The sequence below is a fragment of the Pseudomonas izuensis genome, from assembly GCF_002356535.2.
GTDB classification, from domain to species: domain Bacteria; phylum Pseudomonadota; class Gammaproteobacteria; order Pseudomonadales; family Pseudomonadaceae; genus Aquipseudomonas; species Aquipseudomonas izuensis.
Genome location: NZ_AP017423.2, coordinates 3,708,576 through 3,722,693 on the forward strand (window position 1 = coordinate 3,708,576; position 14,118 = coordinate 3,722,693).

Here is a 14,118-nt window from a genome sequence, read left to right on the forward strand (position 1 = left end):
GCTCCCACAGATCGCAATGATGCTTCTGTGGGAGCAAGGCTTGCCCGCGATGGCGTCCGCACATACGACACACCTGCATTGATCCACCCCGCGCATCAATGCATGCCAACTATGCAATTAACATATCGCTCCCCCTGCTCCACTATCCGCCCCAATAAGAACCGTGCGCCGCGTCCAGGCGACGCACGTCATAAAAGCGGTGGAGTACTTATCTATGACAGCCTCAATCCCACGCGGACGCTCTCGGGCCAGTGCGATTTTCCGGGTTACCTCGGGTAACTTCCTTGAACAGTTCGACTTCTTCCTCTTCGGTTTTTACGCCACGCAAATCGCTGCCGTGTTCTTCCCGGCCAGTAGTGAGTTCGCCTCGCTGATGATGACCTTTGCCGTATTCGGCGCAGGCTTCCTGATGCGTCCACTGGGTGCCGTGGTGCTGGGTGCGTATATCGACGATGTGGGCCGACGCAAAGGCTTGATCGTGACGTTGTCGATCATGGCCAGCGGCACGATCCTGATCGTACTGGTGCCCGGTTATGAAACCATCGGCCTGTTCGCCCCCGCGCTCGTGCTCATTGGCCGCTTGCTACAGGGCTTCTCGGCCGGTGCGGAACTGGGTGGTGTTTCGGTGTATCTCTCGGAGATCGCGACGCCTGGCAATAAAGGCTTCTTCACCAGTTGGCAGTCGGGCAGCCAGCAAGTGGCGATCGTCGTCGCGGCGGCGTTGGGCTATGGCCTGAACCAATGGATGGCGCCAGCGGTGATTGCCGACTGGGGCTGGCGGATTCCGTTTTTCGTCGGCTGCATGATCGTGCCATTCATCTTCTTCCTGCGCCGTAACCTGGAAGAGTCTGAAGAATTCGCCGCACGCAAACACCGGCCAGGCATGGCCGAAGTGTTCCGCACCCTGGCACAGAACTGGGTGATCGTGGTCGCCAGCATGCTGATGGTCGCCCTGACCACCACGGCGTTCTACCTGATCACTGTGTACGCGCCGACTTTCGGCAAAACCGTGCTGCACCTGAGCACGTCCGATGCATTGCTGGTGACCTTGTTGGTGGGCGTCTCGAACTTCTTCTGGCTGCCGATCGGTGGCGCGTTGTCGGACCGCATCGGGCGGCGTCCGGTGTTGATTACCATGGCCCTGCTGGCGCTCGCTTCGACCTATCCGGCGTTGTCCTATCTGGTACAAGCGCCGAGCTTCCTCAACATGCTGTTGGTGCTGCTGTGGTTGTCGTTCATTTACGGTTTGTACAACGGCGCGATGATTCCGGCGCTCACCGAAATCATGCCGGTGGAGGTGCGGGTCGCGGGGTTCTCCCTGGCCTACAGCCTGGCTACCGCAGTGTTTGGCGGGTTCACCCCGGCGATGTCGACGTTGCTGATCCAGTACAGCGGCGACAAGGCGGCGCCTGGGTACTGGATGAGTTTCGCAGCACTCTGCGCGTTGTGCGCGACGCTGTTTCTCTATCGCCGTGCCAGTGGTCGCCTGCAACCGGCCCTGTCGTGAACCTGCCCTGTTCGAGAATGCCCATGAAAAAGCTATTGAATGTCGCGGCCCTGGCGCTGCTCATCAGCGTGAGCGCTGTCGCCCATGCACAAGAGATTCGCGTGATGACCTCCGGCGGCTTCACCGCCGCCTACAAGATCCTCGGACCGAAGTTCGCCGCCGCCACCGGTAACACCCTGGACACGGCCCTCGGCCCGTCGATGGGAAAAGCCCCGGAAGCGATCCCCAACCGCCTCGCCCGGGGAGAACGAGCCGACGTGGTGATCATGGTCGGCTACGCGCTGGACGATCTGATCAAGCAAGGCAAAGTCGATCCGGCATCCCGGGTCGAACTGGCTGACTCACGGATCGGCCTGGTGGTTCGCGAAGGCGCGCCCAAGCCGGACATCAGTTCCGTCGACAGTCTGAAAAAGACATTGCTCGACGCCAAGTCAGTCGCCTATTCCGACAGCGCCAGCGGCGTGTACATCGAGCAGCAATTGTTCAAACGCCTGGGCATCGAGGGTCAGCTCAAAGCCAAGTCGACGATGGTGCCGAAAATCCCCGTGGCCTCCGTGGTTGCCACTGGCGACTATCAATTGGGATTCCAGCAGGTCAGCGAATTGCTGCCGGTGCCGGGAGTGACTTTTGTGGCGAAGATTCCGGAGTCGGTGCAATCGGTCACCCGTTTTGCCGCGGGTGTTCCGGTGGACGCGCAACACCCGGCCGAGGCCAAGGCGCTGCTGGCGTTCATGGCTTCGGCCCAGGCTCAGGCGGATGTGAAAGCCACTGGGCTGGACTCGGTCAGTCACTGAGGGTCGGCGGCACGACTTTCATTTCCACCACCAGCCGCTCTAGCGCCAGGGCCGCCGGGGTCAGCGTGCGACCCCGGCGCTTGATCAATCCGACACTGCGCATCACCTGCGGGTCGGTGAGCGGCACCCGCGTCAGAATCGGGTGGTCCGCCGCCGGCATCGCCATCAACGGCACCGCCGCCACGCCCAGCCCCGCTTCCACCAGGCCGATCATGGTCGTTACGTGCAGGGTTTCACAGATGCTCTGACGCTGCGGCACCACTCTGGCCAGCGCCTGATCCAGCAGAAAGCGGTTGCCCGACGTCTTGCCCAGCGAGATATAGTCCTGCTGATAAAACTCGTCCCAGGTCACGCTGGTGCGCCCGGCCAACGGATGATCGCGTCGGCAGGCCACCACATAACTCTCTTGCACCAACGGCTCGAAATCCACTTCGGCCTCAAGGGTACCCATGAAGCTCAGGCCAAAATCCGCCTCGCCGTTGACCACCGCACTCAGCACTTCGTGGGCGCTGGAATCCAGCACCTTGACCTTGATTCGTGGAAATTGCCGGTGATAGTGCGCGATGACCCGCGGCATGAAGTAGTACGCCGCCGACGGCACGCAGGCGACGGTGACGTGGCCGAGGCGGGTCGAAGCGACTTCACTGATGCCCAGCAATGCCATGTCCAGATCGTCCAGCAGACGCTCGACGTTGGGAATGAAACCGCGCCCGGCCTGGGTCAGACTGACCTTGCGCGTGGTGCGATCGAACAGCCGCACGCCGAGGGCGTCCTCCAGCTTTTCTATCCGTCGGCTAAGGGCTGGCTGAGAGATGCGCACGGCATCGGCGGCCTTGCGAAAGCTGCCCTGCTCGACTACCGCGCGAAAGGCTTGCAGGTCGTTGAGGTCGAAATTGATGGCCATGGTGCCCACCCGGGGTCGAATCCGATTGATCCGATTGGTCTATGAATGTAAGCAATTAATGCAAAATGTAACATCATCTGTGCATTTCAGTCCGCCATCGCGAGCAGGCTCGCTCCCACAGAGACGGGTGTCGGTCACAAAAATGCGTGCTCGACACCGAACAATTGTGGGAGCGAGCCTGCTCGCGATGACGGTCCGTCAGCCAACAACGATGCACGGTCAAAGCTGACGCACGAAGCCGCAGCCTTTATCCTTGTCGCCCCCGCCGTACCGAGTAAATGGAGTTTTTCCCATGCCCCATGAAGGCAATCTATTGCAAGCCGCCGTCGTGTTTCTGTTCGCGGCAGTCCTCACCGTTCCCCTGGCCAAACGCCTGCAACTGGGGGCGGTGCTGGGTTATCTGTTTGCCGGGGTGATCATCGGCCCCTCGGTGCTGGGCCTGATCGGCAACCCGAGCAGCGTCAGCCACATCTCCGAACTCGGCGTGGTGCTGCTGCTGTTCATCATCGGCCTGGAATTGTCGCCGCGACGCCTGTGGGTGATGCGCAAATCGGTATTCGGCGTTGGCCTGGCGCAGGTGCTGTTGACCGGCTCGGTGATTGGCGTGGTGGCGCTGTTTCTGTTTGGCCAGCCCTTGAACAGCGCGATCGTGCTGGGCCTGGGGCTGGCCCTGTCGTCCACCGCGTTTGGCCTGCAAAGCCTGGCCGAACGCAAGGAATTGACCAGCCCCCACGGGCGTCTGGCCTTCGCGATTCTGTTGTTTCAAGACATCGCCGCAATCCCGTTGATCGCCATGGTGCCGTTGCTGGCCGGTGCCGATCACAACGCCAGCGCGGCGCAAGATGTGAACCATGGTTTGCGGGTGCTGGCCAGCATCGCCGTGGTGGTGATCGGCGGCCGCTATCTGTTGCGTCCGGTGTTCAGAGTGGTGGCGAAAACCGGCTTGCCGGAGGTGTCTACCGCCACCGCGCTGCTGGTGGTGATCGGCACCGCATGGCTGATGGATCTGGTCGGGGTGTCCATGGCCCTCGGCGCGTTCCTCGCCGGTCTGCTGCTGGCGGACTCCGAGTACCGTCATGAGCTGGAAGCGCAAATCGAACCGTTCAAGGGCCTGTTGCTGGGCCTGTTTTTCATCAGCGTCGGCATGGGCGCGAACCTGAGCCTGCTGCTGAGCGCCCCGATCACGGTATTGGGCCTGACCCTGCTGCTGATCGCCATCAAGCTGCCGTTGCTGTTTGTCGTGGGCCGACTGGCCGGGGGCTTGAGCAAAGTCAGCGCCATTCGCCTGGGCATCGTCCTGGCGGCCGGAGGTGAGTTTGCCTTTGTGGTGTTCAAGATTGGCCGCGATCAAGGCTTGTTCGAACCGCGCCTGTACGACTTGCTGGTGCTGACCATCACCCTGTCCATGGCCCTCACGCCCTTGTTGCTGCTGGCCTGCGCGCGTCTGGTCAACCCCAGGGTGCAACCGGTGGTGGTGCCGGAGAAATTCCGCGAAATCGATACCGATGCGCCCCGCGTAGTGATCGCCGGCATGGGCCGTATGGGCCAGATCGTGGCGCGGATTCTGCGGGCACAGAACATCAAGTTCGTCGCCCTCGACACCTCGGTGGAAACCATCGAGCTGTCCCGCAGTTTCGGCGGTGTGCCGGTGTTCTACGGCGACCCGATGCGCCCGGAAATCCTCAGCGCGGCCAAGGTCGAGCAAGCCGAGTTCTTCGTGATCGCCACCGATGACCCGGACACCAACATCAAGACGGCCGAGCTGGTGCACAAACTCTACCCGCACATGAAGATCATCGCCCGCGCCCGTAACCGCCAGCATGTGCATCGTTTGGTGGACGTGGGTGCCCACGCCGTTCGCGAAACCTTCTACTCGAGCCTGGAAATGAGCCGGCAGACGCTGATCGGCCTGGGCTTGACCCAGGCCCAGGCGGATGCGCGGATCAAGCGTTTCAAGCATCACGACGAACAGGTACTCGAAGCCCAGCATGCGATCTACGACGATGCGGCGAAAGTCATGCAGACGGCGCAGGAAGCACGGGCGGAACTGGCGCGGTTGTTTGAGTCGGACCAGCTGGAAGAGCAAGCCGGCAAGAAATGAGGTGACTGTAATGGCCTCATCGCGGGCAAGCCTTGCTCCCACAGGTCCGGAGTGAACGCGAAACCTGTGGGAGCAAGGCTTGCCCGCGATGAACGATAACGCGGTTTATCAGACGAACCCAATTTTCAAGGACACTGCTTTGGCCGACCCATCCTCCCCCGCCCTGAAGGAAATCTTCAACGCCGAGCGCCTCGAGCACATCGCCATCAAGATGACCGCGGTCTATCCCGACTTCGACGCCAAGGCGTTCCTGAAACTGGCCAAGGCGGGGTTGGCGGATCTGTCGGTGATGCAGCGCATGGCCCGCGTCAGCGAATGCCTGCATGCGGTATTACCGCTGGACTATGAAGCGTCGCTGGAGATGTTGCGCGCCCTCGCCCCGCGCCTCAATAGCGGGTTCGTCAGCATGTGCCTGCCGCATTACGTGGCGACTTACGGCGCAGACCGGTTCGAGTTGTCCATGGAGGCGCTCAAGTACTTCACCGTGTTCGGCTCTTCGGAGTTCGCTGTCCGCCCGTTCCTGCGCAACGATTTCGAGCGTTCGCTGCAACTGATGCACGACTGGTCGCTGGATGACAACGAGCATGTCCGGCGCCTGGCCAGCGAAGGTTGCCGCCCGCGCCTGCCGTGGTCGTTTCGCCTGGAGCGGATTCAGGCCGACCCGAATCTCGCCGCAAGCATTCTCGACAACCTCAAGGCCGATACCAGTCTGTACGTGCGCAAGTCCGTGGCCAACCACCTCAACGACATCACCAAGGCGCATCCCGAGTGGGTGCTTGACCTGATCGAGGGCTGGTCACTGGACAACAAACACACCGCCTGGATTGCCCGGCACGCCCTGCGCAGCCTGATCAAACAGGGCAATCAGCGGGCGCTGGCGATCATGGGAGCCGGTGGCAAGCCTGAAGTCGAGATCATCGATGTGCAGGTCAACCCGCCAGTGATTGGCCTGGGAGAGAAAATCACCCTGTCCTTCGCCGTCAAATCCACGGTCGAGGCCAGCCAGCGCCTGGTGATCGACTACGCCATCGATTACGTGAAAGCCAATGGCAGCACCTCGGCGAAGGTGTTCAAGCTCAAGGCCCTGACCTTGCCTGGCAATGCCACCGAATCCATCGCCCGTAGCCAGCACATCAAGGCACTCACCACCCGCCGGCACTACGCTGGCACGCATGCGGTGCACATCATGGTCAACGGTGAACGCCTGGCCAGTACGGCGTTCGAAATCCTTCCTTGAAACACGACCCGGCACTCTGTGGGAGCAAAGCTTGCTCGCGATAGCGTCAATTCAGGCACACCGCGTTATCGTTGATCGCGAGCAAGCATTGCTCCTACAAGGGTTGTGCACCCAGCAAGAGATCCTGTTCACGCTCACACAACTGCACCACGTAATCCCACATCACCCGCAATCGCACGGATTTGTGCAGCTCGCGGCGGGTGCTGATCCAATAGCTGCGCAGGATGCTTTCATCTGCAAATAGCGGCACCAGCCCGGGGTCGGCGCTGGCCATGTAGCACGGCAGCACGGCGATGCCCAAGCCCGCACGGGCCGCTTGTTGCTGAGCGATGACGCTGGTGCTGTGAAAGACCACCTGCGGGTTGCGGCAGAAACTGTTGAGGAACATCAGTTCCTGGCTGAACAGCAAGTCGTCGACGTAACCGATCCAGGCATGCCGCCCCAGGTCTTCTCGATTGACCAGCGGTGGCGCCTTGTCGAGATAATCCTGGCTGGCATACAGCGCCAGGCGATAGTCCGTGAGTTTGCGCGTGACCAGCATGTCGGCGGCCGGGCGTTCGAGGTGGATGCTGATTTCCGCTTCGCGGTTGAGGATGCTGACGAAACGCGGCACCGCCACCAACTCCACCTCCAGGCCCGGATAACGTTCGAACAGGCCGTTCATGCGGCTGGCGAGAAACATGATGCCCAGCCCTTCCGTGACCCCGACGCGGATCTTGCCCAGCGGCGCCGTGGATTGGGTGATTTCCTCCTGGGCCAGCAGTGCAACGTTCTCCATGGCTTCGGCGTGCTTGAGCAGCGCCTCGCCGGCCGGTGTCAGCTCATAGCCCTGGGCATGCTGCACGAACAGCGCGGTGCCGAGGCTCTTTTCAATGGCCTCGATATGCCGTGCCACCGTGGCATGGGTGGTGTTCAGGCGGCGGGCCGCAGTGAGCAACCGCCCGCTGCGCTGCAACTCCAGAAAAAACCGCAGGTCATTCCAGTCGAACATGAATCATCCTTGAGGCTTGGCGGTTGAAGGCGCTGTTTAAAAACGCACAGCAGCTGGGTAAAAACTAACATTCTTTAAACGAAAGCTAACAACTAGGATGGAACACAACAAGAACAACAACACGAGGTCAGGGATGCAAACCGCCCTTGATGAATACGACTACATCGTGGTCGGCGCCGGGCCGGCCGGTTGTTTGCTGGCCAATCGACTGTCGGCCGAGCCTCAACATCGGGTGCTGCTGCTCGAAGCCGGTGGCCGCGATAACTATGCGTGGATTCACATCCCCGTGGGTTATCTGTTTTGCATCGGCAACCCGCGCACCGACTGGTGCTTCAAGACCGAAGCGCAACCCGGCCTGCAAGGCCGTACCTTGAGTTATCCGCGCGGCAAAGTGCTGGGTGGCTGCTCGTCGATCAACGGCATGATCTACATGCGCGGCCAGGCCGGCGATTACGACCGCTGGGCCGCCGATGGCAATCCCGGCTGGAGCTGGCAGGACGTGCTGCCGTTGTTCAAGAAAAGCGAAAATCACTTTGCCGGGGCGTCCGAGTTTCATGGTGCCGACGGCCAATGGCGAGTGGAACGCCAGCGCCTGTCGTGGCCGATTCTCGATGCCTTCCGCAGTGCTGCCGAGCAAAGCGGCATTGCCAGCATCGATGACTTCAACCAGGGCGATAACGAAGGTTGTGGCTACTTTCAGGTCAACCAGAAGGCCGGTATCCGCTGGAACGCGGCCAAGGCGTTTCTCAAGCCGATCCGCCACCGTCCGAATCTGACCGTGCTGACCGGGGTCGAGGTCGACCGCGTGCTACTGGAAAACGCCCGGGCCTCGGCGGTCAGCGTCCGCTGGCAGGGTCAGGCGAAAACCTTCAAGGCGCGCAAGGAAATCATCCTGTGCGCCGGCTCCGTCGGTTCGCCGAGCATCCTGCAACGATCAGGGATCGGCCCTCGCCCGTTGTTGCAACGCCTGGGTATCGGCGTCATTCATGAACTGTCTGGCGTGGGCGGCAATCTGCAGGATCACCTGCAATTGCGGCTGATCTACAAACTGGAAAATGCCCGCACGCTCAATCAGATCGCCGGCAGCCTGTGGGGCAAGATGGGCATGGGCCTGCGTTATCTGTACGACCGCAGCGGCCCGCTGTCCATGGCGCCAAGCCAACTGGGCGCCTTCGCCCGCTCGGGGCCGGAGCAGGCTTCGGCCAATCTTGAGTACCACGTGCAACCGTTGTCCCTGGAGCGCTTCGGCGAACCGCTGCATGCCTTTCCGGCGTTCACGGCATCGGTCTGCGACTTGCGCCCGCAAAGTCGAGGCAAGGTGGAAATCCGTTCCGTGAATCCACAAGAAGCACCGTTGATCCAGCCCAACTATCTGAGCCATCCGGAAGACTTGCGCGTTGCCGCCGACGCCATTCGCCTGACCCGGCGCATCGTTGCCGCGCCGGCCCTGCAAGCGTTCAAGCCCGTCGAATACCTGCCCGGCGACAGCCTGCAAAGCGAAGAACAACTGCACGAAGCCGCCGCGCGGATCGGCACCACGATTTTCCATCCGGTCGGCACCTGCCGCATGGGCAACGATGCGGACGCGGTGGTCGATGCCCAATTGCGCGTCCACGGCATCCCTGGCTTGCGCATTGCCGACGCCTCGATCATGCCGCGCATCACCTCGGGCAATACCTGTTCGCCTACGCTGATGATCGCGGAGAAGGCTGCGCAACTGATTCTAAATCTTGCTGTAGACACTCCCCCAGTGGGAGCGAGCCTGCTCGCGAAGGCGGCGGATCTTCAACATTGATGGTGGCTGACCCACCGCATTCGCGAGCAGGCTCGCTCCCACAAGGGATTTACATCTGATTCACGGACACGCAACACCAGTGGAACAACAAAAACAATCACTGTGAGGGATACCGATATGTCAGAACATGTTCAGCCCCTGGAAGCCGTGCGCAGCGCGGGCACCAGTCAGGAAACCCAGAAAGTCATCTTCGCCTCCTCACTCGGCACGGTCTTCGAGTGGTATGACTTTTTCCTCTATGGCGCCCTCGCGGCGGTCATCAGCAAGCAGTTCTTCGCCGGGGTCAACGACACCACGGCCTTCATCTTTGCCCTGATGGCCTTCGCCGCCGGCTTCATTGTCAGGCCGTTCGGCGCCCTGGTGTTCGGCCGGTTGGGGGACATGATCGGACGCAAGTACACCTTCCTCGCCACCATCATCCTCATGGGCCTGGCGACCTTTTGCGTCGGCCTGTTACCGAACTACGCCAGCATCGGCATTGCCGCGCCGATCATCCTCGTGGCGCTGCGTATGCTCCAGGGCCTGGCCCTGGGCGGCGAGTACGGTGGTGCCGCGACCTATGTCGCGGAACACGCGCCCATCGGCAAACGTGGCTTCCATACCAGCTGGATTCAGTCCACCGCCACCCTCGGCCTGTTGCTGTCGCTACTGGTGGTGCTCGGCTGCCGCTACTTCACCGGCGACCAGTTCGAGGTCTGGGGCTGGCGCATTCCGTTCCTGTTTTCGATCATCCTGCTGGGCATTTCGACCTGGATTCGCCTGAGCCTGCATGAGTCGCCGGCCTTCGTGAAAATGAAAGAGGAAGGCAAACTCTGCAAGTCGCCCATCCGCGATTCCTTCGGCAAATGGGAAAACCTCAAGGTCGTGTTGATCGCCCTGTTCAGCATCAACGCCGGGCAGGCCGTAACCTTCTACGCGGCGCAGTTCTACGTGCTGTTCTTCCTCACCCAGTTCCTGAAAATGGACCCGGCCGTGGCCAACGGCCTGCTGATCGTCAGCGTGACCATCGGCGCGCCGTTCTTCATTTTCTTCGGCTGGCTGTCGGACAAGGTCGGGCGCAAGCCGGTGCTGATGCTCGGCCTGTTGCTGGCCACTGCCCTGTACTTCCCGATCTTCAAGACCCTGGCCCACTACGCCAACCCGGCCATCGACCAGGCCAGCCGTCAGGCGCCGATCACCGTGCTGGCCGACCCGGCCACTTGCACCTTCCAGTTCGACCCGGTGGGCAAGGCGAAATTTGATAGCCCCTGCGACAAGGTCAAGACCTTCCTGGTCAAGCAGGGTCTGCCGTACAACAGCGCCGCCGCCCCGGCTGGCAGCGGCGTGCAGGTGAGTGTCGGCGACGTGAAGATCGACGGTTTCGACGAGGCTGCCCTGCGCGGTGCGGTGACCCTCGCCGGCTACCCGCAAAAGGCCGACATGCAGCAGATCAACAAACCGATGATCGTGGCACTGATCGTCGCGTTGATCATCATCTCCGCCATGTGCTACGGCCCGTTGGCGGCGTTGATGGTCGAACTGTTCCCGACCCGCATTCGCTACACCTCGATGTCCCTGCCCTACCACATCGGCAACGGCTGGTTCGGCGGCTTCCTGCCGACCGTGTCCTTCGCGCTGGTGGTGTACACCGGGGATATTTTCTACGGGCTGTGGTACCCGGTGCTGATTACCGGGGTGAGCCTGGTGGTGGGGATGATTTGCCTGCGTGAGACGCGGAACGTGGATCTGGACAAAAACTGAGGCAACCTGGAAAAAACTGTGGGAGCGAGCCTGCTCGCGAATAGGCCGTGTCAGTCGACGTTGATGTCGCCTGATACACCGCTTTCGTCGGAACGCCGCCCGGAGCCGGCGCGCTCCCACAGTGGTTTGTGAATCACTCCTCGAGTTCGACGATCTCGAACTTCACCTTATCCGGATAAAACGCCATGTATTCGCGAATCTGCGAGACAGACACCTTGGGATTCTCGTAGCTCCACACCGCATTGGCGCCTTCATGCCCGGGAACCTGCAGACTGAAGTAGCTGGCATCGCCCTTGTAGGGGCAATAACTGGTGTGATCGGTCCGGGCGTAATACTTTTCGTCGATGTCTTCTCGCGGTACGTAATACACCGGCGGGTAATTGGCCTCCAGCAGCACCAGTGCCCGCGAAGACGCGGCTACCTGGATACCGTGAAATTTCACCAACAGGCAGCCGGGCTGCTCGGCAATGGTGATGACAGGACTAGGACCGGTGCTTTTCATGGAATACGTTCCTCATGACGATGATTGACCGCGTTATCGTTCATCGCGAGCAAGCTCGCTCCTACAGCGATGGGCTGCGCAGCAGCCCCAAAACCTGAGACCACGATGTATCAGGTATAACCCAAGTTTCGCATTCACAACGGCTTCGCAGCCGAACGGGACTTTGCGCGGGATTGAACGCTTGAATCCTGGCCCCGGGGGAATTTCGTCTACGATCTATAAACCGTTTACATCCCTACTGCGCAGGTACGCAGTCGTGGCGTGGGGTTGCGAATCTCAGTCGCTGAGGATCCCCACATGCCTGCCACAACCTTTTCTCTCAATCAGAAAATCATCACTCTGGACGCCCGGCCGGACCGCCTGGACCTGCGCGATCGCATGTTTACGCCTCGGGTCCAATCACTGCCGGCAACCTGGCCTGCGCAAAACGACATTGTCAGCCAATTTTCGGATTATCTGGGCCGGGGCCTGGTACTCAATCAAGGCAACGAAGGCGCGTGCACCGGCTTCGGGCTGGCAGCCGTGGTGAACTATCTATTGTGGAGAAACGACCGTGCGTCCCCCAAGACCAGCCCGCGCCAGCTCTATCACCTGGCCAAGCTGTATGACGAATGGCCGGGCGAAGACTACACGGGCTCCAGTTGTCGCGGAGCCTTGAAGGGATGGCATAAGCATGGCGTTTGCGCCGAGGAACTGTGGCCCTATACCGTAAAGGCCGACGGCTCGGTTCCGGCATTTGAAGCGCCGGACCCGAGGTGGGCAGCCGACGCCGTGACCCGCCCGCTAGGGGTTTACTACCGCGTCGAGAAAGATGACATCACCGCCATGATGGCGGCGTTGCATGAAGCCAACGCGATTTACGTTTCGGCCAATGTGCATCAGGGTTGGGCATTGATGCAGCCTCAAAGCAAAAAAAAACCGGTGGTGCAGTTCCAGGACATGTCTCAACTTCCGGTCATTCAATGGCCCTCAAAGGCTGAGGGCGGACACGCCTTTGCATTGATCGGCTACACCCACCAAGGGTTCATCGTGCAGAACTCCTGGTCGACCGACTGGGGATTCGCAGGCTTCGCCATCCTGACCTTCGAAGACTGGCTCGCCAACGGCACCGACGCGTGGACCGTCGCCCTCGGCGTGCCGATCGAACACGGCGCGATATCGCGCAATGCGCGCCCTTCGCGCTCCAGGGCCGATGTGCAATCGGCGTTTCGCAGCGCCCTTTCAAGTACCAGCGCCAAGCGCGAAGGTTTCTCGCTGTTTACCGCCAGCAATCGTGACGCCGACCGCAAAGGACCTGCATTGTTAACCGTCGATCAGGCCTACGGCTTGACCATCGTGATGGAAAACAATGGCAGCATCGGCCCGCGTCTTACCGACGTGGAAAACGTCAGCGCCGGCGTCAGGCGAATCGTCTACGAATCACCTCGCGCCTGGTACGACAAACTGCCCGCGGCGGACAAACCCTCCGTCCTGCGTATCGCAGTTTTCACCCACGGCGGGCTCAACTCCGAGCAGGACTCCATCAACCGGATTTGTGCGATGGCGCCCTACTTCCTCGAAAACGGCATTTATCCCTTGTTCATCACTTGGCGCACCGGTGTGCTCGAGACGCTGATCGACATCGTCCATGACACGATGCCCGGACTGTTTCCCGAAGCTGGCGGATTCAGCGATGTGTTGAAAGTCATCAAGGACAAAGCCCTGGAAAGCCTGGATCGCACGGTAGAACTGGCCACCAAAAAGCTCGGGGGCGATCAGTGGAGTCAGATGAAGCAGAATGCCGATGCGGCCGCCGTGGCAGGCTTGACTCCCCGGGGCCTGGTGGAAATGGCCGACTGGCTGAAAAAGCTGATCGGTGACATGGACCAAAAGAACGTAGAGCTACACCTGATCGGACATTCCGCGGGCTCCTTGATCAATGGACGCCTGATTCAATTGTTGTGGGCCAGAGGTTTGCCCGTTGAAACGTCGACGCTGCTGGCCCCCGCCTGCACCCTCGACTTCGCCAACCAGACCTTCCGTAAAGTCATCGAGACCGGTGGCCTCAAGCGCAAGGATTTCCATATCCACATGATGTCCGATAACCGTGAACAAAGTGACAACGTCGTCGGCGTGTACCACAAGTCACTGCTGTACCTCGTGTCCCGGGCCTACGAAGAACTGCATCGCATGCCGCTGCTGGGCATGGCCAAGAGCCTGGACAAGGATTTCCAGAATTTCGCCGATCCCGCCCTGGCGGAGTGGAACATTGCCGCCAGGAACATGACCGAACAGTGGAACAGTTTCTACTGGGGCAAGGACGGGAAACCGGCAAAAGACATTCCGTCAGGTTTTGCCGCGACGGGCAACGGGCTTGCCGACGAGTTCGCCAATACCCTGCATATCTTCAACGATCAGAAAATGAACTATGGTGCAGGCACCAAAGCGGACACCTCCCATGGCGGGTTCGACAATGACGTAAACGTCATTACCACGGCATTGCTGACTATTCTCCGGCAAGTGCCTGGTACGAAGCTGAAGCAGCCGGTGGTCAATCTCAACTACTGA

At 60.7% G+C, this 14,118-nt stretch carries 10 protein-coding genes; 7 read left to right on the forward strand and 3 right to left on the reverse strand.

Annotation, left to right across the window (positions count from 1 at the left end; translation table 11 throughout):
* The first annotated feature begins 214 nt into the window (after positions 1-214).
* The gene (locus LAB08_RS16370) at positions 215-1,507 is read left to right on the forward strand and encodes an MFS transporter (protein WP_096510856.1); all 1,293 of its coding nucleotides are present in this window, start codon (positions 215-217) and stop codon (positions 1,505-1,507) included.
* A 23-nt stretch (positions 1,508-1,530) separates the two neighbouring features.
* A complete protein-coding gene (locus LAB08_RS16375) occupies positions 1,531-2,301 on the forward strand; it encodes a substrate-binding domain-containing protein (RefSeq protein ID WP_096510854.1) in 771 nt (256 codons plus the stop codon).
* Here the strand turns inward: LAB08_RS16375 and LAB08_RS16380 are convergent.
* Entirely contained in the window at positions 2,291-3,205 is a 915-nt protein-coding gene (locus LAB08_RS16380; protein ID WP_096510852.1) for a LysR family transcriptional regulator, read from the reverse strand. The genes LAB08_RS16375 and LAB08_RS16380 overlap by 11 nt on opposite strands.
* A 292-nt stretch (positions 3,206-3,497) precedes the next feature.
* Between LAB08_RS16380 and LAB08_RS16385 the strand changes: the two genes are divergently transcribed.
* Positions 3,498-5,306 carry a monovalent cation:proton antiporter-2 (CPA2) family protein gene (locus LAB08_RS16385; RefSeq protein ID WP_096510850.1) on the forward strand — a complete coding sequence of 603 codons (1,809 nt, stop codon included), beginning with the start codon at positions 3,498-3,500 and terminating at the stop codon, positions 5,304-5,306.
* A 139-nt stretch (positions 5,307-5,445) separates the two neighbouring features.
* Positions 5,446-6,543, forward strand: coding sequence for a DNA alkylation repair protein (locus LAB08_RS16390; protein WP_096515361.1), 1,098 nt, complete (start codon positions 5,446-5,448; stop codon positions 6,541-6,543).
* A 94-nt stretch (positions 6,544-6,637) separates the two neighbouring features.
* Here LAB08_RS16390 and LAB08_RS16395 read toward each other — a convergent pair whose 3' ends face one another.
* Positions 6,638-7,534, reverse strand: a complete 897-nt coding sequence (locus LAB08_RS16395; protein ID WP_096510848.1) for a LysR family transcriptional regulator — start codon at positions 7,532-7,534, stop codon at positions 6,638-6,640.
* A gap of 133 nt (positions 7,535-7,667) precedes the next feature.
* Between LAB08_RS16395 and LAB08_RS16400 the strand changes: the two genes are divergently transcribed.
* Both LAB08_RS16400 and LAB08_RS16405 read left to right on the forward strand, forming a co-directional pair.
* A complete protein-coding gene (locus LAB08_RS16400; RefSeq protein WP_096510846.1) occupies positions 7,668-9,329 on the forward strand; it encodes a GMC family oxidoreductase in 1,662 nt (553 codons plus the stop codon).
* Between the two features lie 117 nt (positions 9,330-9,446).
* Entirely contained in the window at positions 9,447-11,069 is a 1,623-nt protein-coding gene (locus LAB08_RS16405; protein ID WP_096510844.1) for an MFS transporter, read from the forward strand.
* Positions 11,070-11,202: 133 nt separating this feature from the next.
* Here the strand turns inward: LAB08_RS16405 and LAB08_RS16410 are convergent, their stop codons facing one another.
* Positions 11,203-11,571: a DUF427 domain-containing protein gene (locus LAB08_RS16410; RefSeq protein WP_096510842.1), complete on the reverse strand. Its 369-nt coding sequence runs from the start codon at positions 11,569-11,571 to the stop codon at positions 11,203-11,205.
* A 297-nt stretch (positions 11,572-11,868) separates the two neighbouring features.
* Between LAB08_RS16410 and LAB08_RS16415 the strand changes: the two genes are divergently transcribed.
* Entirely contained in the window at positions 11,869-14,118 is a 2,250-nt protein-coding gene (locus LAB08_RS16415; protein ID WP_096510840.1) for a C1 family peptidase, read from the forward strand.

Excerpts from the sequence above, each read along its gene's own strand:
- LAB08_RS16370 (WP_096510856.1), top strand. The coding sequence starts at position 215 with ATGACAGCCTCAATCCCACGCGGACGCTCTCGGGCCAGTGCGATTTTC.
- LAB08_RS16375 (WP_096510854.1), top strand. The coding sequence starts at position 1,531 with ATGAAAAAGCTATTGAATGTCGCGGCCCTGGCGCTGCTCATCAGCGTG.
- LAB08_RS16380 (WP_096510852.1), bottom strand. The coding sequence starts at position 3,205 with ATGGCCATCAATTTCGACCTCAACGACCTGCAAGCCTTTCGCGCGGTA.
- LAB08_RS16385 (WP_096510850.1), top strand. The coding sequence starts at position 3,498 with ATGCCCCATGAAGGCAATCTATTGCAAGCCGCCGTCGTGTTTCTGTTC.
- LAB08_RS16395 (WP_096510848.1), bottom strand. The coding sequence starts at position 7,534 with ATGTTCGACTGGAATGACCTGCGGTTTTTTCTGGAGTTGCAGCGCAGC.
- LAB08_RS16400 (WP_096510846.1), top strand. The coding sequence starts at position 7,668 with ATGCAAACCGCCCTTGATGAATACGACTACATCGTGGTCGGCGCCGGG.
- LAB08_RS16405 (WP_096510844.1), top strand. The coding sequence starts at position 9,447 with ATGTCAGAACATGTTCAGCCCCTGGAAGCCGTGCGCAGCGCGGGCACC.
- LAB08_RS16410 (WP_096510842.1), bottom strand. The coding sequence starts at position 11,571 with ATGAAAAGCACCGGTCCTAGTCCTGTCATCACCATTGCCGAGCAGCCC.
- LAB08_RS16415 (WP_096510840.1), top strand. The coding sequence starts at position 11,869 with ATGCCTGCCACAACCTTTTCTCTCAATCAGAAAATCATCACTCTGGAC.